This is a genomic window from Leptospira mayottensis 200901116, assembly GCF_000306675.2.
GTDB classification, from domain to species: domain Bacteria; phylum Spirochaetota; class Leptospiria; order Leptospirales; family Leptospiraceae; genus Leptospira; species Leptospira mayottensis.
Genome location: NZ_CP024871.1, coordinates 437,501 through 460,401 on the forward strand (window position 1 = coordinate 437,501; position 22,901 = coordinate 460,401).

General features: G+C 38.5%; 23 protein-coding genes (1 of these 23 cut by a window edge). 8 read left to right on the forward strand and 15 right to left on the reverse strand.

Translation table 11 applies throughout. The features are described from left to right. A protein-coding gene (locus LEP1GSC190_RS01995; protein WP_002747412.1) for a flagellar basal body-associated FliL family protein crosses the window boundary here: on the forward strand, window positions 1-304 show its 3' portion. The gene continues 221 nt to the left of window position 1, outside the view; the window shows 304 of its 525 coding nt (coding positions 222-525); the start codon falls outside the window, past its left edge; it ends in the stop codon at window positions 302-304. Further along, complete coding sequence (kdsB, locus tag LEP1GSC190_RS02000) at window positions 304-1,044, forward strand: 3-deoxy-manno-octulosonate cytidylyltransferase (RefSeq protein WP_002747535.1); 741 nt, start codon at window positions 304-306, stop codon at window positions 1,042-1,044. The genes LEP1GSC190_RS01995 and kdsB overlap by 1 nt, the downstream gene beginning before the upstream one ends. 324 nt (window positions 1,045-1,368) lie before the next feature. On the opposite strand, the gene LEP1GSC190_RS02005 is transcribed toward kdsB, so the two are convergent. The 10 genes from LEP1GSC190_RS02005 to fcpA all read right to left on the reverse strand — a co-directional run bounded on the left by LEP1GSC190_RS02005 (window position 1,369) and on the right by fcpA (window position 9,755). After that, window positions 1,369-1,707 (reverse strand): STAS domain-containing protein, encoded by a 339-nt coding sequence (locus LEP1GSC190_RS02005; protein ID WP_002747479.1) that lies wholly within the window; start codon window positions 1,705-1,707, stop codon window positions 1,369-1,371. Between the two features lie 50 nt (window positions 1,708-1,757). Further along, window positions 1,758-1,973, reverse strand: coding sequence for a hypothetical protein (locus LEP1GSC190_RS02010; protein WP_002747471.1), 216 nt, complete (start codon window positions 1,971-1,973; stop codon window positions 1,758-1,760). Between the two features lie 90 nt (window positions 1,974-2,063). Next, window positions 2,064-2,483: a cytochrome c gene (locus LEP1GSC190_RS02015; protein WP_002747286.1), complete on the reverse strand. Its 420-nt coding sequence runs from the start codon at window positions 2,481-2,483 to the stop codon at window positions 2,064-2,066. A gap of 77 nt (window positions 2,484-2,560) precedes the next feature. Next, window positions 2,561-2,941, reverse strand: coding sequence for a Zn-ribbon domain-containing OB-fold protein (locus tag LEP1GSC190_RS02020; RefSeq protein ID WP_002747354.1), 381 nt, complete (start codon window positions 2,939-2,941; stop codon window positions 2,561-2,563). A 249-nt stretch (window positions 2,942-3,190) separates the two neighbouring features. Next, window positions 3,191-3,493: a hypothetical protein gene (locus LEP1GSC190_RS02025; protein ID WP_173380619.1), complete on the reverse strand. Its 303-nt coding sequence runs from the start codon at window positions 3,491-3,493 to the stop codon at window positions 3,191-3,193. Between the two features lie 9 nt (window positions 3,494-3,502). Further along, a complete protein-coding gene (locus LEP1GSC190_RS02030; RefSeq protein ID WP_002747487.1) occupies window positions 3,503-3,973 on the reverse strand; it encodes a hypothetical protein in 471 nt (156 codons plus the stop codon). 337 nt (window positions 3,974-4,310) lie between these two features. After that, complete coding sequence (locus LEP1GSC190_RS02035) at window positions 4,311-5,249, reverse strand: TIGR02757 family protein (protein ID WP_002747445.1); 939 nt, start codon at window positions 5,247-5,249, stop codon at window positions 4,311-4,313. Then, on the reverse strand, window positions 5,246-6,142 hold the full coding sequence (locus LEP1GSC190_RS02040; protein ID WP_036036792.1) for a hydroxymethylglutaryl-CoA lyase: 897 nt from the start codon (window positions 6,140-6,142) through the stop codon (window positions 5,246-5,248). The genes LEP1GSC190_RS02035 and LEP1GSC190_RS02040 overlap by 4 nt, the downstream gene beginning before the upstream one ends. A 584-nt stretch (window positions 6,143-6,726) precedes the next feature. Next, complete coding sequence (locus LEP1GSC190_RS02045; protein WP_002747218.1) at window positions 6,727-8,193, reverse strand: CARDB domain-containing protein; 1,467 nt, start codon at window positions 8,191-8,193, stop codon at window positions 6,727-6,729. Window positions 8,194-8,843: 650 nt separating this feature from the next. Continuing rightward, the gene (gene fcpA / locus LEP1GSC190_RS02050; protein WP_002747409.1) at window positions 8,844-9,755 is read right to left on the reverse strand and encodes a flagellar coiling protein FcpA; all 912 of its coding nucleotides are present in this window, start codon (window positions 9,753-9,755) and stop codon (window positions 8,844-8,846) included. Between the two features lie 314 nt (window positions 9,756-10,069). On the opposite strand from fcpA, the gene zapE reads away from it, so the two are divergent. The 4 genes from zapE (at window position 10,070) to LEP1GSC190_RS02075 (ending at window position 13,369) form a co-directional block, all read left to right on the forward strand. Beyond that, window positions 10,070-10,927: an AFG1/ZapE family ATPase gene (gene zapE, locus LEP1GSC190_RS02060; RefSeq protein ID WP_002747384.1), complete on the forward strand. Its 858-nt coding sequence runs from the start codon at window positions 10,070-10,072 to the stop codon at window positions 10,925-10,927. Further along, window positions 10,924-11,373, forward strand: coding sequence for a 2-amino-4-hydroxy-6-hydroxymethyldihydropteridine diphosphokinase (gene folK / locus LEP1GSC190_RS02065; protein WP_002747605.1), 450 nt, complete (start codon window positions 10,924-10,926; stop codon window positions 11,371-11,373). The genes zapE and folK overlap by 4 nt, the downstream gene beginning before the upstream one ends. Next, window positions 11,357-12,154, forward strand: a complete 798-nt coding sequence (gene panB, locus LEP1GSC190_RS02070) for a 3-methyl-2-oxobutanoate hydroxymethyltransferase (protein WP_002747383.1) — start codon at window positions 11,357-11,359, stop codon at window positions 12,152-12,154. Before folK ends, panB begins: the two co-directional genes overlap by 17 nt. Window positions 12,155-12,226: 72 nt before the next feature. Beyond that, a complete protein-coding gene (locus tag LEP1GSC190_RS02075; protein WP_002747533.1) occupies window positions 12,227-13,369 on the forward strand; it encodes an N-acetylneuraminate synthase family protein in 1,143 nt (380 codons plus the stop codon). A 335-nt stretch (window positions 13,370-13,704) separates the two neighbouring features. On the opposite strand, the gene LEP1GSC190_RS02080 is transcribed toward LEP1GSC190_RS02075, so the two are convergent. From LEP1GSC190_RS02080 to LEP1GSC190_RS02095, 4 genes are all read right to left on the reverse strand, one after another. After that, window positions 13,705-14,364 (reverse strand): DUF2461 domain-containing protein, encoded by a 660-nt coding sequence (locus tag LEP1GSC190_RS02080; RefSeq protein ID WP_002747607.1) that lies wholly within the window; start codon window positions 14,362-14,364, stop codon window positions 13,705-13,707. 215 nt (window positions 14,365-14,579) lie between these two features. Beyond that, window positions 14,580-15,128 (reverse strand): hypothetical protein, encoded by a 549-nt coding sequence (locus tag LEP1GSC190_RS02085; protein WP_002747370.1) that lies wholly within the window; start codon window positions 15,126-15,128, stop codon window positions 14,580-14,582. A 70-nt stretch (window positions 15,129-15,198) separates the two neighbouring features. Beyond that, window positions 15,199-15,864, reverse strand: a complete 666-nt coding sequence (locus LEP1GSC190_RS02090; protein WP_036036795.1) for a response regulator — start codon at window positions 15,862-15,864, stop codon at window positions 15,199-15,201. Continuing rightward, window positions 15,851-16,921 (reverse strand): sensor histidine kinase, encoded by a 1,071-nt coding sequence (locus LEP1GSC190_RS02095; RefSeq protein ID WP_002747293.1) that lies wholly within the window; start codon window positions 16,919-16,921, stop codon window positions 15,851-15,853. The genes LEP1GSC190_RS02090 and LEP1GSC190_RS02095 overlap by 14 nt, the downstream gene beginning before the upstream one ends. 510 nt (window positions 16,922-17,431) lie before the next feature. On the opposite strand from LEP1GSC190_RS02095, the gene LEP1GSC190_RS02100 reads away from it, so the two are divergent. Both LEP1GSC190_RS02100 and LEP1GSC190_RS02105 read left to right on the forward strand, forming a co-directional pair. Continuing rightward, window positions 17,432-18,337 (forward strand): EAL domain-containing protein, encoded by a 906-nt coding sequence (locus LEP1GSC190_RS02100; RefSeq protein ID WP_002747377.1) that lies wholly within the window; start codon window positions 17,432-17,434, stop codon window positions 18,335-18,337. Window positions 18,338-19,400: 1,063 nt separating this feature from the next. Further along, the gene (locus tag LEP1GSC190_RS02105) at window positions 19,401-21,683 is read left to right on the forward strand and encodes a TonB-dependent receptor plug domain-containing protein (protein ID WP_002747246.1); all 2,283 of its coding nucleotides are present in this window, start codon (window positions 19,401-19,403) and stop codon (window positions 21,681-21,683) included. 126 nt (window positions 21,684-21,809) lie between these two features. Here the strand turns inward: LEP1GSC190_RS02105 and LEP1GSC190_RS02110 are convergent, their stop codons facing one another. Next, entirely contained in the window at window positions 21,810-22,811 is a 1,002-nt protein-coding gene (locus LEP1GSC190_RS02110; protein WP_036048176.1) for a class I SAM-dependent methyltransferase, read from the reverse strand. Window positions 22,812-22,901: the final 90 nt, after the last annotated feature.

Below are 22,901 nucleotides of genomic sequence, written 5' to 3' on the forward strand. Positions count from 1 at the left end.
AAACTATAACTTTACGGAAGAATTTCGAATCAACACTTCGGATAAGGGAGAAGCTCATTTCGTAAAAATGAAACTCGCTTTTGGGATAGCTAAGGAGGATCAAACTTTGTCGGCGGAACTCGCGGAAAGAAACGCCCAAATGCGCGATTTGATTAACCTAATTGTGGGAAGAAAATCGAAGGATGAACTTATCAACATTGAAGATCAATTGGATTTGAGGGAAGAGATTAAGGCACAAGTGAATCATATTCTTACCGAAGGAAAAATCCAGGAAGTTTACTTTACCGAGTTTATTGTTAACTAATGGTAAAAATTCTCGGAATAATTCCTGCACGTTATGCGAGCTCTCGTTTTCCGGGAAAACCGCTCGCAAAGATCGGCGATAAAACTATGATTGAATGGACGTATAAAAATGCTTCCCGGTCTACTGCTCTTTCCGAACTGGTCGTCGCAACTGACGATACTAGAATTCATGAAGTTGTCCGAGGTTTCGGTGGAAATAGCGTAATGACGAGAGCGGATCATATTTCGGGAACCGATCGGATTATAGAAGTTGTAAATCGATTTTCTGAATATTCCGTAGTTGTAAACATCCAAGGGGACGAGCCTGGAATCGAACCAGAATTGATAGACGGAGTTGCGAGTCTAAAAGCTTCTCATCCCGAATGGGAAATGAGTACGGCGGCGGTCCCTTTAATCGATTTTTCTCATGGTGAGGATCCAAATCGTGTCAAAGTAATCATCGATCGGAATGGAAAGGCGATTTATTTTTCTAGATCCTTGATTCCCAGTCAGTTTAAAAAGACGGTTCCCTTATATCGCCATTTGGGAATTTACGGATATGACCGGAATTTTCTTTTAAAATATAATTCTCTTCCAAAAAGTAATTTGGAAGAATCGGAGTCTTTGGAACAACTCAGAGCGATCGAAGCAGGTTATGGAATCGGAGTTTATTTGGCTCAGGAAGCGGGTTTATCCGTGGATACTCCCGCTGATTTGGAAATTGTGATTGAAGATTTTAAGAAACGAAAATGGATTACTTAACTTTGTAGTTTGATTTAGAAAAAACTTTTCGAAAAGTGGGGATCCCACATTCGTTTTTATTTTTTTGCGGAAAAATATTTACTGCTTCGATTGGGTGGGTGCACCATGTCAGAGTTTGTCTCAAAGACCTTGAAAGAAATCATTTACAATCATTCTGTAAGTTCGTTATAAAAAATGCAGTAGTTTCCACAGATTCTGTCGTCTTAGTAGTTTATGGGCTGTGGAATAACCTTTTCGTAGTTAAATTCCAATAGGAATCCACACCTTGGGATTTTGGGGACAATATCTAAATTTTAGAAAGAGTTCTTTACGTGAAGCCCTTGATTACTTAAGGGCTTCTTGGAGAGAATTGTGGATCAGAACGAAATCCGTTAATCCTACAATATCCATCACCTTTCTGAAATGCTCATTCAGACCTGCGAATTCAACCTTCTTGTTTGCCTCGGAAGCTTTTGTAATCAAGCTGATGAGAGTCGCAATCCCGGCTGAATTGATGTAAGAAGTTCCCTGAAAGTTTAGAATTACACGATCTCGTTTCTCTTGAGGAATAGATTCGTATTTTCCTAGAATTTCCTCATCCGCCTCCGATGTAATTTCACCTTCGATATGGATGATCGGAACGGAGACGGCAAGATCTACAAAAACTTTGAAGTCGTCGAGCATAAGAAATTTTACAACTTAAAAATCGCTAAATTCTATGGAAGTCAATCGAATTACGCATAATTTCCGAGTTCGGTCGGAGACAATTGGTCAAATTGTCTCCCACATTTTTTGCAATAAAATTTAACAGCCTTCGGTTTGCATGAAATTCCGAAAAGAATCAAAAAGATACCGAATTTGGAATATATTTTTTCTTCTCGACTATTGGGAGAGGTTCTGCTGACTCCGCAGTCTTCACCACAGGGAGAAAGTGGGTTGTTTAAATTCACAAGAATAATGTAGCTTAGAGGTCAAAAAACGCCAATCGAAAAAGTGGAAATGGATCGGAAAACTTTTGTTTTCCGATCCGAGGGAAAATCTTAATTTTGAGAAAGATGAACTACATATTTTGCAAGTAGTTTCAGATTTTCATCACCTAAGAATTTATAAGCGACCATCGGGCTGTTTGGAATTCCGTTGTTGAGAGTTTTTAGAACTCCCGTTTCTGTATTCCCATTTTTCCACTGCGAAGCAGGGGCCCTATAGTTACGAGGTTTCGGATTGAGACTTGCGGCAGCGGCTCCGTCTCCCGCTCCTTTTTCTCCGTGGCAGGAAGCACAGTTTTGGTTAAAGATTTCCTGTCCCTTTTGAAGTTCGGGGCTGAGAGTTGAAACGGACTCTGTTGCAGTAGGAGCAGACGTCGTTTCAGCCGGTTTTTCGGACTTATCTCCACAGTTCAAAAAAAGAACCCAAGAGGTAAGAGCGATAACGATGGAAAGGATCATATTTTTGGAGTTCATCGAAAATCACCTCTATTTAGCAAGCCAGCTTATCTTGTGAGGAAAATTCATGATAGGATTTTTTTGTCAGACAAATGTCAGGGACTTGATTTTTCTCGGGGTTCCGAGGATAAAACGGGACTAAAGATGAATCCGATCCCGGGTTCATCTCTTTGAAATTGAACGGGAAGATCTATTTTTACCGATTCGGTTACGGGAACTTCTCCTTCTAAAATTCCCATCGCCTTGATTCCTTCTTCCAACTCTACAACTGCCAAAACATAAGGCGCTCTTTGGGCGAGATGCCCGAAACCTACGTGAACTATTGTGTAAGTGTAAATCTTACCTTTACCCGAAAATTGAATTTCGGATGTTTTAGAATTTCCACATTGAGAACAAGAGATCAGAGACTCCGTCGTTTGGAAACCGCAGGAGTCGCATTTTTTTCCTTTCAAGGTTTTTAATATATTTTCAGACATATTTAAACTCTCTCCGAATTGCGCATCGATTGTTTAACCTGAGTATGTCGATTGCTAAAAGTATTTGGGGAATTTAAAGGTTTTTAAATCGTTCTTTCATTGTTAAATTTCATAGTGGTCCCCACAAATTCTAAAGTTATGGAACAAGCTTAAACCGAATTTTCATTGGATGGCCGTTAAAACGACATTTTACGCAAAAATTGGACCTTTAGAATTCTTATCTTTGAATTTTGTAAAGATTCTATTTATCTATTTTTTAAAAACGTCGCTTTCTTTCGAGACTTGTTTCCCTTCTTTCCATTTGCCGCTATAAAGAATTTTTTGATCTTTTGCAACAAGTACGCCGTATCCGTTCGCCTCGCCGTTTTTCCATTGACCAATGTATTTTTTTCCGTCCCAATAAATCTTCGACCCAAATCCGTTTTTGCAATTACCGTTACAGGATTCTTTCAAAAAGATAAAATAACTACTACCAAGTAAAAATGCAATCAATAGCAAAATGAAAAGGATTCTGAATTTATTTTGTGTGAAGAGCTGAACTGGTTTTATCATAAACATCCTCTAAAAAATCTGAAATATAAGTTGTAACGTAGGTATAAGCAAAGCAAGATAGCCGGATATAAAAATAGTTTTTTTATAACGATGACAAAACGTGAGAAACTTAGTATGATTCTGAATTAAGTTTGAGATATGAGATTTTTCTTTTAAATCGCCCACCGCCGAGCTGATTTTCTTTTTTTTCTCTTTGGTTGATGAATGCAAGTCATCAAGATTTGCCAGTTCTGCCCCAAACCAGAGAAGTTTCTGTTTAGAAAAAGACCGACCGAAAAAAAACTCGGGTATCGTATATGATTTGGAATACTCAAGGACCTCCGTTTGGCATTTTTGACATTCGTTCAGGTGTTTTCTGATTAAAAACGGAATTTTTTTCCGCTCATTCGTTTTTAAGTAGTCTTCGATATTCCAATCTTTACATATTTCCATATTCTGCAAATCTAAACAAGCTTTCAATTTAATCCATACTTTTTTCATTCTATTGTTTCGAAAGGAATAAATCGATCTCTGATTGTTAAGGAATCAAACTTATAACAATCGATATTTTAATGCGACTATATCATTCAACATGAAAGCGTATTTTCAATTTGTCCGTGCTTTTTAATATTATGATATAAGAGTTTGTCCCAAAACTTCGGAATGTAGGCTCCAACGGGAATTTAGCGATTATAAAATCTGTTCGAAAGTTCATAGGACGTAATCTGTGGGAACCTCCTGCGTTTTATTACGGACTTACTGAATGATTATAAATGATTTCTTTTAAGGTTTTGAAACAAACTCTAAATTGGATCAGAAGTCTTATAAACGGACCAAATTAAGATCTCGAACCTTTCGTCTTTTTGAAGAGTTTATTTTCATAGACTTTACAGATCGTATTGATTCTACAGGTTTCGCAGAGTTCCTTATCATACGTTGATTTACACTTTTTCAGGATTCCCAGTCGACTAAGAGCAAAGTCACCTTTAACAGGATCGTCTGGAAAAATTTCGCGGAAAAAATTTGTGATTTCTTCGGCTTTTTTCCAATCCGGTGTTTGACGGGAACCTATTTGCAAAACGCTTGCAATTCTTTGAATATGAATATCCAAAGGAAATTGTAATTCCGAAGGAGAGATTGTGGTATAAATTCCGAAATCTGGATATTCTTTTCGAACCATCCATCGAAGATACATAGAATATCTTTTTAAGGAGGTCGTTCGAACTCCTTGTCCGATTAAAAACTTATATCCATAACTTTTTGTTTGTTTCTCGTCGATCTTCTTGGACTCCTCTAAAAACCGAAGTTGGAAAGCAAGAATTCTTCGTCTTAAAGTTCCTCCCTCCGTAAACGATTTTTGATCTTTTGTAGAGAGTTTGAATTCTCCCTCTTTGGGCATAGAGAAAAGTGATTCGAGTCTATGATCTTTTGTTTTTTGGAGTATGTTTTGAATCGTTTGTAAAAAAAGATATGTATCGCCCGGTTTTTGAAAACGATAAGATTTGAGTTCATTCTGGATGCATTTGAGATCTTCTTTTAAAAGAAATTGATATGGGGAGTTTCCGCAAAGTGTGAAGAGCTTTTTGAGATGTTCTTTGATTGAGGTGACGTTTCCGTAGGAGAATAAAGCGGAAATGAATCCGGAAATTTCTCGGTCTTGAAAATTCGAGTAAGAATGTGGAAACTCTATCGGATCCGACTTGAGATACTGAGGTGTTTGGTATTCTAAGAAAATTTTTTTCAGAACCTGTTTGATTCTTTGAGAAGGGTGTTTCAAGATTCTCTTTTCTTTTTATTTGCCAGATAAGTTCTTGATTGTAGTTCTCTGGAAAGAGCGTTTTCCATAAAAGCAGACGCTTCCCATAAAAGGTCTGGATTGATTCCCGTAGAGATCCCCGATTTTTCTAGAAAATATACCAAGTCGTCAGTAGCTAAGTTTCCGGCGGCTCCTTTGGCGTAAGGACATCCTCCCAGACCTCCCGAGGAAGAGTCGAAAGAACGAAGTCCCATTGAAAAAGCTTTTTCCACGTTTGCGATCGCCATTCCGTACGTATCGTGGAAGTGTCCTGCGAGTTTATTTGCAGGAATTTCTTTGAGAAGACGTTCTAATAATACTTCTACTTCTGCGGGAACTCCCGTGCCGATGGTTTCGCCGAGAGAAATTTCGTAAGCGCCTAAATCCAAAAGAATTTTGGAAACGTTTAGAACCTTATTCGGATCGATCTTACCTTCATAGGGACAATCAACCACGGTAGAAACGTAACCGCGAACTCGGATACCGTCATCTTTCGCAAGTTTGAAAATCTCTTTAAATCCGTCGATGGATTCCATAATCGTTCGATTGATATTTTTTTTTGTGAATGATTCGGAAGCCGCCGTAAAAACGGCAACTTCCTTATAACCTGCGTTTTTAGCGGCTTCGTAACCTCTTAAGTTCGGAGTCAGTGCCGAATAATGAATATCTCCGTTTAAATCCAAAAGTGCGGAAAGTTCCGAAGCATCCGCCAATTGAGGAATGGATTCTTTTTTTACAAAAGACGTCGCTTCTATGTTTTTTAAACCCGCTTGAACCAAACGTCGAATGTATTCCGCTTTGATCTCTGTTGATACCGCACGTTTTTCGTTTTGAAGTCCATCGCGCGGACCTACTTCCGTGATTTTTATTTCCATTTTCCTATCATCTGATCCTTGTATGGAAAGTCGGCAAGCTAAATATCCTCTTTTGCCTATTACCAAAGCCTGTTCCAAAACTGTCATTTGTCTAAAACCTATCTCAAAAATATCTGAGAATGATCGGAATCATCGTTTTAAATAAAGATAAAGTATTTTTGAGATAGGTTTTTTAGTAAGGCTTGGAATTTCTTTTACTTAAAATATAAATTATATAATCGTGTATATGAGTCCGCTTGGGTGACTGAATGAGCAATGAAATCTGCTTTGCAATTTAATAGTAGGACTTGAAAGATGATGGCAAAGGGCGTCTGTGTTTCTTGTTTCTAAAATCCTATCGACGGTTCATTCATTTTTTCACAATTCCTGAAATCTTCCGTGACATGTTTGTTGGCAATCGGGCGAATCCATGAAGTGTCAATTCGAAGAATCCATAAAATTTTATTCTTAAAAATGGCCATGAAAAGTTTGATAGGAATGTACTATAGCCTCTTGTTTTGGTGATTCTTTCAAAAAGAAAAAACATCGGGCTGAGATAAGACTCCGAGCCCGATGACAGGATTTCAAATCAAATTTTCTAACAATTAACCCGGATGGTTTTCACAATATCCTTCCGGAATTGTAATCTCCAAAAGTTTTTTATACCCGTTGTTTTTAAGATCCGATTCCTCAATCCAATTTCCACGATTGACTTTTAAATCAAAGGTGTGCTTTCCTTCCATATAGGAAGGTTCAGTAACTAGATAATAAATCGGAAACGTTACGGTAACCGTCTCCCCTGGTTCAATGGACTTGAGTCCTATTCCATTTCCCCAAACACCATTCCCTTTTCCCCATCTTTCTCCGTTTGTATCCAACGCGTTTATGAGGCCGACATTTAAATTTTGTGGGCTCGGCGCTGTTCCGATGTTTTTTACTTCGGCGGTAATATACATCATAGGTTTCCCTGCTCTGCACTTCATTCCACTTGGATAGATGGATGCTCGTGGAATAATCAAATCCGGTTGTGGCTCGTTAGATTGAACCTTAATTGGAATGCAAGCCGTATTATTTCTTTCATCCGATTCAGCTACTTTGGATCCAACATCCACCCTTGCACAAAGAAAATAATTACCAGATGGAACATTGTTAGGAATGAAATTAGAACCCTCACTTACAAATACATGAGCATCCGCAGCTAGATCCGGAGTGTTGCTGATTCTTCCGCCGCCTAACAGTCCGTCTTCCTTATAATCCGGAGAATAAGGAGCATATCCTTCGGGTACGATCGTGTCCTTGGACAATATGAGATCCACCATGTAACCTTCATTACCCGGGCGACTTCCATTTGCTGGCAAATTTCCTATATTGGAGACTTCTACCTTTAATTTCCGAGAAATGTCTTCTCCGGGTTTTACTTCGGTTAAACCGTTGAGAGTGACAATCAGATCGGGAGAACCGGATTCGGTCGGTTTAGCTCCACAATCAAAAGTGGAAGCAAACGCGGACTGACTATCTGTTTTAGAACCGTCGGTTACACCAATAAATTCGGATCGAATTTTTAGTTCACCATTCGGGTCTACAATGCTTTTAATATGGTATCTGGAGAGGAATGATAAATTTTGAATTTCCCCAGGGCGTAAATTTCCAATGGCATATCCTATCCTATTATCGGGTTTTACGTTGGGTTTTGATTCAACAGACGGTGCAAGTTTGGAATGCAGATTGAAGACGCCGTTTCCTCTGTTTTTTACTTTTAAAGTAAAATGAAAGAAACATTGATTGTGATCTGCGGGATCGATCCAAGCTTTAAGATTTGGATCGAAGAGAACCAAATCAGGTTTACCCTGATTTATATTTAAATCTTCAAAATTCGAAACTACTTGAGCGCCTGCTTCTTGAGAATCAGCTGCGGCGGTATCGAAATTAGTTAAACCATTCACACTTGAAGATTGCTGGGGGCTTAAAAGTAGCAACAAGGATGAATTGTCGTCTCCCTTTCCCTTACAATACGATGTTAAACATAAGATAAAGAGGGTAGTCGTTATCGTTTTCCATAGGAATTCTTTCATTATCATCTCCTCAAAAATTCACAAATAGATAAACATTTCTTTTTGACTTTTAAATCAGAGAAAAGAGATCAAGTTATAACTTAATTCAAAGGGCGAGAGAAAATGAATATAAATCTTGAAATTATATTTCTAAAAGAATTATTCCAAGGAAATGCTACGCATTCAAAGAAAATTTTATGTTCAAAATATCTCCTTTTTCAAGGTAGATAACGTGAGTTTGGCATAATCAATGCGAAAGCGATTATTATGCTGCATCCACATAGCGAATAGCACTTTAGTTTCAGTGCGGTCCTACCTTTGTAAGCAAAGACTGGATTTGCCCAAACTTTCTTATATCAAACTCACATTAGAAAATTAAAATTTCCGTCATTCAAGGTCGAAGAACAAACATTTGAGCAAAGTATTTTATAACGTTTCCAAATCTTAGGCTTAGGATGTGGGAACTCCTATAGGAATTTAACAACACGATAAAGTTTTCTTGTTCGATGCCCCGTAAACTTACCCATAAGGATGTAATCTGTGGGAACTACTTGTCTTATTACGGACTTGATTGTAGCTAATTTATTTTAAGGTTTTGGGGAGGTTTTTAAAATAAAAAACCCCGTTGAAATCAACGGGGTTTTATTTCCATTTCGTTTGAAAGAGAGTGGTTACGGTCTTACGGAAATCACTTCGTCCTTGTTCACAAGGTTTACGATGTGTTTGTATTCCGGAGAGTCTTTGCCGTATTTCAGCTCGGTTGCTCTTAAGAGGTGAACGTTTTTCTTGTAACGGTATTTGAACATCTGATCTTCAGAAGCTCCGCCGTATTTTTTGATCATGTTCTCTTCGAAAGCGTAGCAACTTGCCAAATACTTGTGAGCAGGATATTCTTTCTCGTTTTCATCGATTTCGATATAAAGTTCGAGAATGGGGATACACTGCGGAAGATTTTGTAAATCATACTCAGTGAGAATCCATGATCTATAAGTGTCGGAAAGAAGTCTTTTGAATTCCGGTCTTTCTCTCAAATCTGGGTTTTTAATTTCATCTAAGTGATTGATTGCCTTAGTGAAATAGTTCAGAGCCTGTTGTTTCGCAACGAGTTTCTCGCGAGAAACGACACGGTCTTCTCTTGCTTTGCGGTCGACCTTATGCCAATACCACTTTTCATCGAGACGTTTTTTCTCGGCTTCTTCTTTACGGTATTGTTCAACGGATTCTCTCATTTTGAGAATCGTGTTTACTCCCGATTGGTAATTGGATAATGCCAGCCTAAATTTGTTGTTCGCGAATGCCTTGGAGAGCTGGTGGAGTTCTTGGAAATTTTTATCATAGCCCTTAAAATCAGGGTTTTTCCACAGAGCTTCTTGTTCCTGGATTGCTTTTTTACGACGCTTCTGCTCTTCCGTGAGGTTCTTGTCATCGTCTTCGGGAACCAACTCGCCTTTTAGCAGCTCGTCAATTTTTTCTACAGTTTCATTGGCTTGCTGATTACCGCCCTGATTGTTTTGCTGAGCTAAAACAGACAGGTTGAGTCCCAGCACGGCCAGAAGAATGAATATGCTTTTCATCACCTTCATAATGCTCACACCTTTTAATTCTCTTTCAATGGATTAGGGAAAAGGTACATCCTGTGCCTTCTCTCCTGTATAACTATCGGACTTCGCTTCCGAGATATAAACTAAGAACGAATTTTTTTTCTACTTTATTCCGGGAAAGGGACATAAAACATCCGATTTCTGAAATTCAAAAAAATCTTTTGTACTTTTTGGAAAGTTTTCCTGGAGTTAAAAGTTTTCTCTACTTTCTATACTTCCTTTGATTTTTCCAGCAGATTCTGTTTTCAGAAAAGGTTTTCCTTCTTTCTTTTGATGAAAAAATTGGAATTACCAGTATGATTCTTAAGAATTACACATCCGTCCGAGAAGGAACTCCCGAATGTCCGCAGTGCGGGGGCGTCGGATTTTCCCTTACAGAAAATGTTCTAGGAACTCATTCAGGTGTTCTTTCGATTTGCCACTGCATTTCTGAAAATTGCCCCTGCCAGGGAAAACCTCCCTGGAGAGTGTATGACGAGAGTCTTGGCAAAATGGTTCCTTGTGTTTGTCACAACGCGAGAATGGAACTCGGACATTTGGAAACTATATTCAAAAAATCTGGAATTCCTCCCAAATATCGATACAGAACCTTGGATCAAGCTGATCATAGCGCCGAAATCGGAATTTCATTTATGATTGCGCACGACTGGGCAAATGAACTTGTAAAAAAATGGAAAGATTCCGATTTTCACGCTCAAGGATTATATCTCTGGGGGGGACCCGGAACGGGGAAAACCCTTTTAGCGTGTATCATTCTCAATGAATTGATTTTTAGATATAAGACAAATTGTAAATACGCAAAAATCAATCGAGACTTTCTCAATACTCTCCGTGAAACGTATCAAAAAGATTCCGAAACGCACGGAATGGAAAAGACGATTGAAACTCTTTTTGCCGAAGTCGAAGTATTGGTGTTAGATGATTTCGGAGTTCAGAAAGAATCTGATTGGTCCAATTCTAAGTTATACGATCTCATTGATGCGAGATACGAACAGGAAAAAATTACTATTCTTACTTCAAATACTTCTCCTGCGGAATGGAAAGACAAGGCGGAAGGAAGGATTTATTCCAGATTAAAAGAAATGACAATGGAAATTCATTTGGAATGTGCGGATTATCGTTTAAAACTTTCTGAATCTGGAGGAAGAGGATGAAAGAAGCTTTTCTTTCCTTAGGGTCCAATCTCGAAAATCGATCCGAGTTTTTAAAGATCGCGGTTCGTAAATTGAAGAATATAATCGGGATCGAAGTTCTAAAAGAATCCGAGCCATTGAACACAGTAGCCTTGGAAGTTACCGACCAACCTGATTTCCTCAATCAGATTCTAAAAATTGAAACCACTTTCAATCCGGAGGAATTGTTGGAAGTTGTTCTTAGGATTGAAAAAGAGATGGGTAGGATTCGAAAGATTGAAAAAGGACCGAGAGAAATCGACATCGATATTCTCACTTATGATGTAATTACGATGGATACTTATAATCTACATCTTCCCCATCATTCTCTTTTTACTCGTCCTTTTATCCGAGAAATTTTGGAATCAATCGATGAGGGTTCCTTATACGAGCGTTTTGAGGGAGGCGAATATGAGAAACGTACATAAGGTTTTTTCTCCGGAAAAGAAGGGGAAAGAAAAAATTTCCGTAGTTACGTGTTACGATTTCAGTTTCGCAAGAATTCTGGGTGAAACCGAAATCGATTCGATTCTCGTGGGGGATTCTCTCGGGATGGTGATTCAAGGAAACTCAAGTACGCTCCCAGTAACTCTGGAAGAAATGATCTATCACACGAAGGCGGTTCGCCGCGGCGCACCGGATAAGTTTATCGTCGCCGATCTTCCATTCTTAAGTTATCAGACTTCGATCGAAGAAGGGATTCGTTCCGCCGGAAAAATGATGAAGGAAACCGATTGTGACGCCGTCAAAATTGAAGGTGGATCGGATTTTATCTGCGAGTTAGTCGCCATTCTTAAGCAGATCGGAGTTCCCGTAATGGGTCATTTGGGTTTAACCCCACAAAGCGTTCACGTGTTCGGCGGGCATAAGGTTCAGGGAAAAGGGGAAGAATCGGGTGCGAAACTTCTGAAAGAGGCGATTGCTCTCGGCGAGTCGGGCGCATTCTCCATGGTCCTGGAGATGATTCCGGCCGAACTTGGCAAAAAAGTAAGTCAGTCCATAGGAGTTCCCACGATCGGGATCGGAGCCGGTCCTGATTGTGACGGGCAAGTACTTGTCCTGAACGATTTGCTCGGAATGGATCCGAATTTTCAGCCCAAGTTTTTAAAGAAGTTTTCCAATCTCCATTCTATCGTAAAGGATGCGGTTGGAAATTATAACAAGGAAGTAAAATCCGAAGAGTTTCCGGGGAAAGATCACAGCTTCTGATCATTTCTTGACGATAATCAATATAATAGAAGCTTGTATAGCTAAGGGAGAAGATCCCGTTCGGAGTGAAGTGTGGACATAGTTGAGTTAGAAAAAGGCTACCCGGATACGGAGAGTAAGATTAAAGAGTTGGCTAAAGAATGTGGAAATCAAACCGAAATCATTCGCGGTGCTGCGGTGTCGGATACGATTCATTTCATAGGTGATACTCGTAAGATTTCCGAAAAAGAAGGCTATGTCAAAGAACTTCCTGGAGTTACCAAAATCTGGAACGTGTCCATTCCCTATAAGAACATTGCAAAAACTGCGGCTGGTAAAAACGGAGAAGTGGTTCATAGAGCAACAAGAATTGTAGAAGTGAAAGGCCCGGACGGACTTGTCCGTAGATTCGGAACGGGAAAGCATATCTTTATCGTTGGACCGGATTCTCCTCAAACCTATGAACAAACTTTAACGATCGCAAAACAAGCGGTTGAGCTCGGAAAAAAATACAATATCTTAGATAGAATCATCTTTCGCGGCGGGGCTTTTAAACCTCGTACTCGTCCGACCGATTGGAGAGGTTTAGGTTGGGAAGGAATCGCGATGATGGATAAGGTAAAGGCCGAGACTGGTCTTCCTTACGTAACCGAAGTTATGGATCATACGATGGCTGAAGAAGTCGCCAAACACGCAGATATGATTCAGATCGGAACTAGAAACGCTCAGGACTTTGAACTTCTCGAAGCGGTGGGAAGAACGGGAAAACCCGTGATTTTAAAACGTGGTTTCGGAAACGAAGCTGTCGAATGGTTTTCCGCGGCGGAATATATCGCTAATCAAGGAAATTTGAATATAGTTCTCTGCGAAAGAGGAGTGAAAACCCTTTTTATCAAGGAAGGCTACTGCAGAAATACTCCGGATTTAAACGTAATTACCCACGTAAAAAATCAGACGATTCTTCCAGTGATTTACGATCCTTCTCATGTCGCGGGAGACGACAAAATTGTAATTTCGAATCTGCTTGCTTCTCTTCCGTTCAATCCGGACGGTTCGATTACGGAAACTCTTCACGTCGAAGAATTTAGAAAGGAACAGATGTGTGACGCGGCTCAGGCTCTTTTGATGAGCATTTACGAAAAAGCGGTTCAATCGATTTTAAAATACGAAGAAACAATCCGTCCGATTACGGACGAGGCGGATTCTTATTTCTTAAAACGCAAATCGGGAAAGTAATTGTAAGATGCTTTAGTTTCCTCTATCGGCCTTCTTGACTCTGTCGATTCAAGAATATCGCATTCGAAACTCCTTATGTTCAAGAATCATACTAGTCTATGGATCGGCGGAACTAAAGCAAAACGCCTCTCTATGGATCGGCGGAACTAAAGCAAAACGCCTCTCTATGGATCGGTGGAACTAAAACCAAACGCCTCTCTATGGATCGGCGGAACTAAAACCAAACGCCTCTCTATGGATCGGCGGAACTAAAACCAAACGCCTCTCTATGGATCGGCGTTTAGGTCGCTCGACGAGTTTTGGGACAAACCTTTAATAAAAGTTGGTGTTAGAGTTTAGGCAAGGGCGTCGTTCAGATATTTAAGAAACGATTGTAGGATTTTATACGACTCAATCGTATTCTTGATGAAATTTCGCGCTAAAAGGTCCTCATCTTTCAGTCTTTTTTCCACGATATAACTCGTATATTGAATCCATTCCAAGTCAGGATGATCCTTGGCGAAACCTTTCGGAGCCGTTTTCAATTTCATATCCGAGAGTCCCCCGAATTTTTTAACGAACTTTTTTTCTTGAACGATTTTTTTTAGAGATTTAGAATCTTCTAATATATGTTCACGAACTTTTTTTAGCGTGGGGGGGTCTGGCATGTAAAGACCACCGGCAAGAAATGATTCTCCTCCCGGTTGAACATGAAGGTAAAAGAGAGGTTTCCCTAGATCTTTACCAGTTGCTCCTATACTTGCGCCAAAATTGGTTTTGTAAGGTTCTTTATTTTTAGAAAAACGAACGTCTCTATGGATTCTAAAGATGCACTTTTTGGGATCGACTTCAGTCAGGGATGGATTTAACTTCGCTAATCCTATAATCAATTCCGTGATTAAATTTTCAAAGTCCGCCTTAGCCTCAATGAATAGATCCTTATTCTTTTCCAACCAAGGTTTATTGTTATTCTTGGCTAATTTTTTGAGAAAGTCGAGAGTGGATGGACCTAACATAAAAAACCTTTTGCATAAGAATTTTGTCCGATCTTCTTCGATCAAGTCAAAAATGAATCAATAAAGTTGGACTCTTAAATGGTTTCACTTACGCGAGTTCAGCGTAAGACGTTTTTTTCATGCGTTAATTTTTCCGTAAAAACAAAATGCGGGAACTTATATGTTTTTGTGAAACTCAAGTGTTTCACTCCGTAAAGGCCGCAGAGCTTTCCTAGCTACATACTTCCCCAGAACCACGGAAATGCTCTCCACAAGAACCAAACAAAAAGCAGGAGATGAAAAAGGTAATTGGAAATTAAGGTCTTCCGTTTTCGGTTGTAAATGTAAATTGAAAAAATCAGAACCCAACCGAAGACGTAGAAGAAAAAAACGTGATTCATAAATAAACCGCCTCTGTTGGCGACACCCTCTTTCCAAAAGGTAATCAAATAAAGCGTGGAAAATATAAAAACGAGTTTAGCAAAGACTAAAGTGTATTTCGGAATCGAGGATTCTTCGGATAAATTCCTTTTTTGTAAAATCGGAAATATCAACATGAGAAATAAAACCGAATAATTCAATGGAACGAAGATCCAAGAATAACCGAAAGTTTCTAAAAGCAAACCCGGTAGAAAAACCGGTAAAGAAAATGGAGGCTCCAATCCGTTCAAACAAGGAACGACTTTGTTTTCAATACAAAATTCGATCGGGATTCTGGTATAAACCGCATAACAACAGAAAAAGACCGAAAGACAGCCAAGTAAAATGAACGGGTATCGAAACACGTTGTTTGTTCGGAATTAGTTTGTCGATTCTTCGCTTAACAAATTTGTCGTAGACTTTACAAACGCCGATCTAAGATTCGATCAAACCCGCGCGGATTGCATACATAACCAAATCCGCAACCTTATGAAGATTCAACTTTTTCATGATATTAGCTCGGTGAACTTTTACGGTGGCCGGAGAAATTCCTAAAATTTTACCGATGGATTCGTTGGAATTCCCTTCGGCGACCAGTTTTAAAATTTCTCTTTCTCGATCCGAAAGAACAGAAAACGCTTTTTTGGCGTCTTGATTTTCTTCACCCGGTTTTCCAGAACCTACAAAACCGGACAGGAAATGGGCGGTGATTCCGGGGCTTAAATATGTTTCTCCTTTGTGAACTGCTTCGATTGCGCGGAGAAGATCATTACCGGCGTCGTCTTTCAAAACGTAACCGTTGATTCCTAATTCCAATAATTTTTGAACGTATTCTCTGTTGTCGTGTCGGGAAAGAATGATGGTCCGAATATTCGGATAATGTTTTCTTAGATTTTTGACAAGATCGATCCCGCTTAAACCGGGCATAGAAATGTCGGTAATTACCAAATCGGGATTTAATTTACCGATTTGGTCCAGAGCTTTTTCAGCGTCTCCTGATTCACCGCAGATTTCAAATTGTCCGGAAAGGATCATTTTAAGCCCTTCTCTGAGAATAGCGTGATCATCGACTAAGAATATTTTTGTGTTAGTAGGTTTCATATTTTTTTGGTGAATGTGTTTTTGTTTTTTCTAAAGGAATTCGGACGATAAATTTTGTTCCTTTTCCCGAAGAGGATTCGATCTTAAATTTACCGTTTAAATCTTCTACTCTTCTGCGGATATTTTCAAGTCCAAAACCGGAGGACTTGGCTCTTGCTTTTTTTTCCTGAAAACCGATCCCGTTGTCCTTTGCATCAAGGAACAACTGCCTTCCTTTGACGTGAATCTTGAGATAGATTTTTCTTGCTTGAGAATGTTTGATCACGTTCTGAAAGATTTCCTGAACGATTCTAAAAACCTGGTTTGCAACCGTGGATTCCAGATCCGGCTTCAGATTAAGATCCAAATCGGCTTCCACGTCCATAGACGGAAACAAATCCGAACTCAAAGCGCGAATTGCGGCTTCCAGGCCGATTTCCCGAAGAGTGGAAGGATATAAGTTTGTGTAGATATCTCTCAGTTCTTGACTCGCTTTATCGATTAAAAGAAGGCCTGTATCGAACTGAGCTCCGTAAACTTTCGGATTTCTATTGTATGCTTGGAAGTTGAGTTTGGCTGCGAGAATTGTCTGACCGACTCCGTCATGTAATTCTCTGGAAAGTCGAATTCTTTCTTCTTCCTGTGATTGTAAAAGTTTGGTGTGAAGGGTGGCGATTTTTTTTTCCAACCTTTTATTTTCCGTAATGTTTTTGAGAATGATTCCTATACTTTCCCCGAAACGAAATACGGAATAGCCATAGTAAATCTTTTGTTTTTTGAATTCTTGGTTCTGAACCATTCCTTTTTTGGAAAGTTTGATGTTCGATTCCATTTCCTCTTGATCCGTTGGATTGAAACCGAAAATCCGAAATAGATTTTTGCCCATCAAATTGCGAGAATTTCCTGCAAATTCTTTCCGGAAGGATTCGTTGGCAAATAGAATTGTTCTTTTATCGTCGATTGCGACGATAGGAGAAATTTCCTTGAGAAGGTTGAGAAAAAATTTAGGTGAAAGCCCTGACTTTAAGGTAACCGGAGGGAAAAGACTTTTTCCAATCTTACGTTTTAAATCCGGCATAAGAGGTTAAAACAATCTTACTTTGCTTCAAAGAAAGAAAAGAAAAAAAGAAATTCCGGGGAAAAATCCCAGAAAAAAGAGAATTACGTAATTTCCCTTAAATCACGATTTTTTTTGAAGTCGTTGTAAGTGTGTTAGTTTGTTCGTTTTCGTAGGGTATGAACGATCAGTAGAATTTTACGGATCATTATAATTTATAAGTTTTCGACTACTCATTTTGAGGGAGTTTTTACGTTCTAAGTTTTGAATTATTATACGTCTTTGTAGTAGGTGTTTCGCAAAGTAAAAGCGTAGTCGTTCTTATCCTATTACTCAAGATGTTGGTTGATTTCAAATTTTCCACTTTGTACAATTACTCTCTGGAATCTATTTCAAGATAACTTACAAGACCGTTTTGCATGGATTAAAATTTTCTTTCTCGTTTTTTAAAAAAATTGATTTTGAGTTTCATTCTCATATTTCTTGACTTTTCCAATCTCTTTTCTATTTTGGAAACAAAGAGGTCACACAATGAAAGAAATTCTTGATCTGTCGTCTAACGTGAATTTGGATTTTTCGAAACCTATTTCGACTTTAGATAAGCGAGTCGCTCAAAGTCTTTTCTCTTTCAATGAAAAATGTGAAACGGCTCGGAAAATGATTGCGGAGTTTGGAACCGTAACTCCGTTTTCTTTTCCTTCTGAGGAAGACGGTCCTTGCACACAGACTTTTGGTTCGGCGTTTTTTAAGATATTGGCCGATACCTTGAAAACTGGGGATTTCCATACGGAGTATCAACCTATTTTATCTCTGGAAACGGGGAAAGTTTTCGCATACGAAGCTCTGGCACGGTTTTACGTCGAAGGAAAAAGTATCTCTCCCAAGTTTGTTTTTAACGAACTGCATCAGAAAGTGGATTTATTTTTTGAATTCGAAAAGAATTTAAAACGGTTTCAGGTAAGGAACCGCCCACAAGGGAAAAAATTATTTTTAAACTTGGATCCCCATGTCTGTAAAAATCAATCGCAGTCGATTGATTGGCACGAGTTTTTAAGCAAGGAAAAGAATATCGTTTGTGAAATCATAGAAAATACGGATTCTACTCTGATCGAAGATACTCGATTTTGTTTGGACGCATTAAAACGATCGAATATCCCGATCGCGCTCGACGATGTAGGCGGAAAACGGAACCTATTCTGTTTTGATTTTTTAGAATATTCCAAATTTATTAAATTTGATAAATGCTGGCTTAATCTTTTTAAGACCAAGGCATATTATAAAAATATCGTTTGGGGATTTCTAGACTTTGCGAGAGAAGCTGACATCCAGTGTATCTTGGAGGGAATTGAAACCCAAGAGGATCTTTTGATAGCGGCGGAAATGGGGTTTCCTTTAGTACAGGGTTTTTTATTTCAATCCAAAAATCTTTTAGTTTGAAAGTATATTGTCGAATCGTTTTTCCGCTTCCCGATAAAAAACGATATAAATATAGTTCTAAAGAATTGTCTTTGTATCGATTGCGGATTTATCCGAAAATGATTCGTATTTGTGTAACGGCTTTGTAGGAGTAGCCTCTATGAAATAATTGATGACTTTGATTGTACTAATTGATTGGTAATTTAAAGGCTAAAGATTATTCTAAAACCTTAAAAGAAATCAGCTAAAACAGACCATGGTTCGTAATAAAACGCAGGAGTGTCCTACGGATTGGCAGTTTCTGATGACTTTCAAACGGTCTTTTTCGTTATTCAATATCCTAAAGTTTTAGGACAGACTTTTAAGTCGAAATTTTAAACGGTCGGCGATTGTTTTGGGTCCGTGAAAATTTCTTTCAATCGATATATTGGTTTAAATATCGTTTTTCTTCGATAGTTTCTATAAGTTGTCTTCGCGAAAATCGAGTCAACGAATCAGAAATTCGTAGGTTCATTTAGAAATAAAATTTTGATTGGAAAAGGAAATTTTCAACAAACGTTATGTGTTTTTGATTTCGTCTCTAACGAAATTGCCGATTTCAAGACATTTTGATTCCCTGAAACCGTTAGGCTTTCTAAACTTTAAAATCTCTCTTTCTATTGTACTTCGTGTTGCGAAGGTAAATATCATTCAATAAACTTTGTCTTAGAGTCTTTATTTTTTAAGGAGTGTCTAAAAAATACTTGTCAGCATCTTGGTGGAACATTACTTGGAGGGTGCTATTGTACAAAATGTCATAAAAATACCAATGGTTTGGAGAGTTTTCGAATTTTTATGCTAGTATTAAAAGGCTTTTCAAGTTTCTTTCTTTCTTTCTTTCTTTCTTTCTTTCTTTCTTTCTCATAGAACTAAATTTAAAATAAATAAACTTTCTTTTTTTTATGTACTCTTATCTTACGTTCTAGGCATTTTTTCTTTAGATGTATACGCTCAAAATAAAACAAAAGAAGAAGAAAGTATTGAAGTAGTAGGCGAAAGGGATAGACCGGATTTTGTTCGATTAAAGCCGGAAGAAATCAATAAAATGCCTGGTACATTCGGAGATTCTTTAAAGGCGGTATTCAACATTCCGGGAATTGCACCTATATTTCAAAATTATACGAACGCGGGCTTTCAATCTGCAATGGCAACTGGATTGAATCCCACTGCCCCCAATAATAAAAGTCCGGATATTTCCAATAGTCAGAGAGGGTTTCTAGTGATGCGAGGAGCGGGTACTAGGGCCAATCAATTTTATTACGACGGTCTTCCTTTAATCTACCCATTTCACGCAGATGGGATCACTTCTGTTTTGAACAATAATGCGATTCGTTCTTTGGAAATTTATTCGGGTACTTATTCCGCCAGATATGGATTTGCGACAGGCGGGGTCATTGCCGTTGAAGGATTTAAAAAGAAAAACGATTCCGTTGTTCTCAATCTAAATACTTTTTTGGTGGACGGTTACGTATTTAAAAATATATCAAAAAATTTGAATGTAAACGTATCAGGGAGAAAATACTATCCGAACTACGTTTTGGGAAGAATTCCGGATTTAGTACCGAATCAAACATTTGTTTCCGATTACAGCGATTATCAATTTCGGATCAACTGGGATATCGATAATCAAAACTCTGTTACACTTTCCTCTTTCGGGACGAAGGATTATCGTCATCCTTTTGCCGCGAACAAACAATACAAACCTAAGTATGATGCGATGGAAAGTCTCAATGATAATTTTATTGTCGATAGAAATTTTCGAACCGACGGAGTTCAGTATGTTTGGAAACCGTTTGCAGCCGTTTCGAATACTATGAATATATCAAGAAGTTATTTTGAAGAAAGAACTCAAAATAGTACTTATCTTTTTGATACTTCTCGAGGGGCTCTCGCTGCCTTATTGACGCAAGGATTACAAAAAGCGAATACTCTCGGGAACAATTTTTCGGAAGATCTTCGCTATTTTGAAGATGTAATGGAATTGAATTTATTCAAAAAAATCTTAAAGCTTAGGGCGGGCGGACAATATAGGGAAACCGTATCCAGCTTTCAAGGTAAAATAATCTACATCAACGAAAATCCCGAATTTCTTAAGATCACTAAATTCATACTTTCTGACCCGAATACATCTACAACTTTACAAGGGGATAGAATGGTTCATAGGCAGATAGGATATTTCTCCGAGATGAAGTTTGATTATAAGGGTAATGTATTATCGCTTGGAGTGAGACGGGACTATCACGATTTATCGGATGAATGGAAAACAAGTCCAAGACTTATGTTTGCGAAGGAATTAGATTCCACTAAAACTACTTTTTTTGGAGGAACCGGAAAATTCTTTCAAGCTCCCACGGATGTCAGTTATATTTCCAAAAGAATGGGAAATCCTAATCTTAAGATGGAGGAATCTCAACATTCCAACTTTGGAATTGAGCAGAAATTTTTATCGAGTTATTCCGTAAAGTTAGAGGGTTATAAAAACACGTTTGACAACTTAGCCATTCGGGACAATTTCATTTACAATTCCTCCGCCGCCAACATCAACAATCTCATTTCTGGGATTAATAATCAGAACACGGAATTTATCTCTCAGAGAAATTTGAATTACTCGAATTCTATGTCCGGTTGGTCCAAAGGATTCGAATTGATGATAAAAAAGGAAATTCCGGAGGATTCCGGCTTTTTCGGTTGGATTTCATATACCAATTCTTTGACAAAACGAAATAGAAATCAGCCCGTTCTCAACGATACTGAACTTCAAATCCATAACGAACTAGCTAAAAATCATAGGACTTTATATCAGGACGTATCTAAAGATTATTATACTAACGTTTATGATAATGGAAATATCGAGGTTCTAAAGAAAAATTCGAAAGAAGAATACTATGATCTTGATCGAACACATATGCTTAGTATAGTCGGCGGTTGGAAATATAAGGATACTTGGCAAATTGGTACGAGGATCATTCATTTAACGAATTATGCATATACTCCGATCGTAGGATCGGAACTTACTCCGGTTAATTCTGTAAATCTTTACACTCCGGTCTATTCAAGGGACCTTCGGTCTGAGCGGCTTCCGTCGTATAATCAAATTGATATTCGATTCGATCGTTTTATAACGACGAGTTGGGCAAAGTTGGATTTATATTTTGAAATCATCAATCTCACGGGGAATCGGATTGCGGTTTCAAATACACTCTATAATACATTGGCTCCTTATCTTCCAGGTCAGAATCCGGCTACTGGATACATCAATCAAAACGGTCTTGATGTCGGTAAAACTAAAATTCCGATGTTCAACTTCGGGATAGAAATGCGATTTTAAAGATGATATTCTCTGTCGTAAGCAATCCATAGAATAGCTATGGCCTTATCCATGGAAAGCCGTGACACCTTGAGTTCTGCAACTTTGTGTTTCTTTGGAAATTCGGCTTTAGAATAAGTTGCGATATCAAATCGGTTTTTCCATTTTCCAGCAGAAATGGATTTTTTGATTTCTGAAGTCGTCCGGAAGAGTCATTTTTGTAATGTCTTTCGGATTATTCCAGAAAACGGACGTTTGGGAAAGTTCGAATTTTCTAAAGTTCGTGGAAAAATACAATACGGCTCCCGGGAGAGCAAAGTCTTGATAAAGAATGTTTAAAATTTCCACATGATCTTTTTGTATGTCGAAGATGCCCGTCATTTTTTTGCTATTGGAAAAAGTTGGCGGATCAAGAACAATCAGATCGTATCTTTCCCGATCCGGCTTTTTTCTTTCGTTATAAAGCCATTCCACCACATCCGCTCTGAGTAGGCGATGTTTTGTAAGAGAGAATCCGTTTAACTTCAAATTTTCTTCAGCCCAAGCCAAATACGTGTTGGAAAGATCTATGCTTAAGCTTTGGGTCGCTCCACCTGACGCTGCGTAAACGGTAAACGATCCCGTATAAGAAAAAAGATTTAGGAATTTTTTTCCCTTTGATTCTTTGCGAATAAGATCCCTTGTGATTCTGTGATCTAAAAATAACCCAGTGTCGATATAATCGGATAAGTTTACGTAAAATTGAAGTCCGTTCTCTTTTACTTCTAGCAACTTTGACTGTTCGGATTGTTTCTCGTATTGTTGTTTGCCCTTTTTAGGTTCTCTCTTTTTCCAAAATATGGAACCCGCATCAAGGTTCAACGTTTCCGCGACGATCTGCCCGATTTCTACGTTCTCCCTTTCTCTTGTTTCATCCGAAATTTCATAGCTGTTCTTATACGCTGAGATTTGACAGTATGGTCCGTAAAGATCCACGCTTACGGGAACCTGAGGTATATCTCGGTCGTAAATTCGAAAACATTCTATGTTTCTTTTGCGCGCCCACTTTTTCCAATGTTTGGACATTCTTGAAAGTCTGTTGCGAAACATTGCCATCGGACTTCCGAAATCGTTAAGCGAATTGGATTTCTCAGATCGTTTTTCCGACATGGAGCCAATGTACGAAAATCTCAGTTAAAATCCAATCATAACGGAATCGAGATTCCGTAAAAAGACTGGAAAATTTGCCGCTAAAAACAA

What these genes read in the sequence shown, in the direction of transcription:
- fcpA (WP_002747409.1), bottom strand. Translation starts at nt 9,755, where the DNA reads ATGAAGGTGATGAAAAGCATATTCATTCTTCTGGCCGTGCTGGGACTC.
- LEP1GSC190_RS02030 (WP_002747487.1), bottom strand. Translation starts at nt 3,973, where the DNA reads ATGAAAAAAGTATGGATTAAATTGAAAGCTTGTTTAGATTTGCAGAAT.
- LEP1GSC190_RS02025 (WP_173380619.1), bottom strand. Translation starts at nt 3,493, where the DNA reads ATGATAAAACCAGTTCAGCTCTTCACACAAAATAAATTCAGAATCCTT.
- LEP1GSC190_RS02040 (WP_036036792.1), bottom strand. Translation starts at nt 6,142, where the DNA reads ATGGAAATAAAAATCACGGAAGTAGGTCCGCGCGATGGACTTCAAAAC.
- LEP1GSC190_RS02100 (WP_002747377.1), top strand. Translation starts at nt 17,432, where the DNA reads ATGAAAGAAATTCTTGATCTGTCGTCTAACGTGAATTTGGATTTTTCG.
- panB (WP_002747383.1), top strand. Translation starts at nt 11,357, where the DNA reads ATGAGAAACGTACATAAGGTTTTTTCTCCGGAAAAGAAGGGGAAAGAA.
- LEP1GSC190_RS02020 (WP_002747354.1), bottom strand. Translation starts at nt 2,941, where the DNA reads ATGTCTGAAAATATATTAAAAACCTTGAAAGGAAAAAAATGCGACTCC.
- LEP1GSC190_RS02090 (WP_036036795.1), bottom strand. Translation starts at nt 15,864, where the DNA reads ATGAAACCTACTAACACAAAAATATTCTTAGTCGATGATCACGCTATT.
- zapE (WP_002747384.1), top strand. Translation starts at nt 10,070, where the DNA reads ATGATTCTTAAGAATTACACATCCGTCCGAGAAGGAACTCCCGAATGT.
- LEP1GSC190_RS02080 (WP_002747607.1), bottom strand. Translation starts at nt 14,364, where the DNA reads ATGTTAGGTCCATCCACTCTCGACTTTCTCAAAAAATTAGCCAAGAAT.
- LEP1GSC190_RS02015 (WP_002747286.1), bottom strand. Translation starts at nt 2,483, where the DNA reads ATGAACTCCAAAAATATGATCCTTTCCATCGTTATCGCTCTTACCTCT.
- LEP1GSC190_RS02045 (WP_002747218.1), bottom strand. Translation starts at nt 8,193, where the DNA reads ATGAAAGAATTCCTATGGAAAACGATAACGACTACCCTCTTTATCTTA.
- folK (WP_002747605.1), top strand. Translation starts at nt 10,924, where the DNA reads ATGAAAGAAGCTTTTCTTTCCTTAGGGTCCAATCTCGAAAATCGATCC.
- LEP1GSC190_RS02095 (WP_002747293.1), bottom strand. Translation starts at nt 16,921, where the DNA reads ATGCCGGATTTAAAACGTAAGATTGGAAAAAGTCTTTTCCCTCCGGTT.
- LEP1GSC190_RS02005 (WP_002747479.1), bottom strand. Translation starts at nt 1,707, where the DNA reads ATGCTCGACGACTTCAAAGTTTTTGTAGATCTTGCCGTCTCCGTTCCG.
- kdsB (WP_002747535.1), top strand. Translation starts at nt 304, where the DNA reads ATGGTAAAAATTCTCGGAATAATTCCTGCACGTTATGCGAGCTCTCGT.
- LEP1GSC190_RS02110 (WP_036048176.1), bottom strand. Translation starts at nt 22,811, where the DNA reads ATGTCGGAAAAACGATCTGAGAAATCCAATTCGCTTAACGATTTCGGA.
- LEP1GSC190_RS02105 (WP_002747246.1), top strand. Translation starts at nt 19,401, where the DNA reads ATGCCTGGTACATTCGGAGATTCTTTAAAGGCGGTATTCAACATTCCG.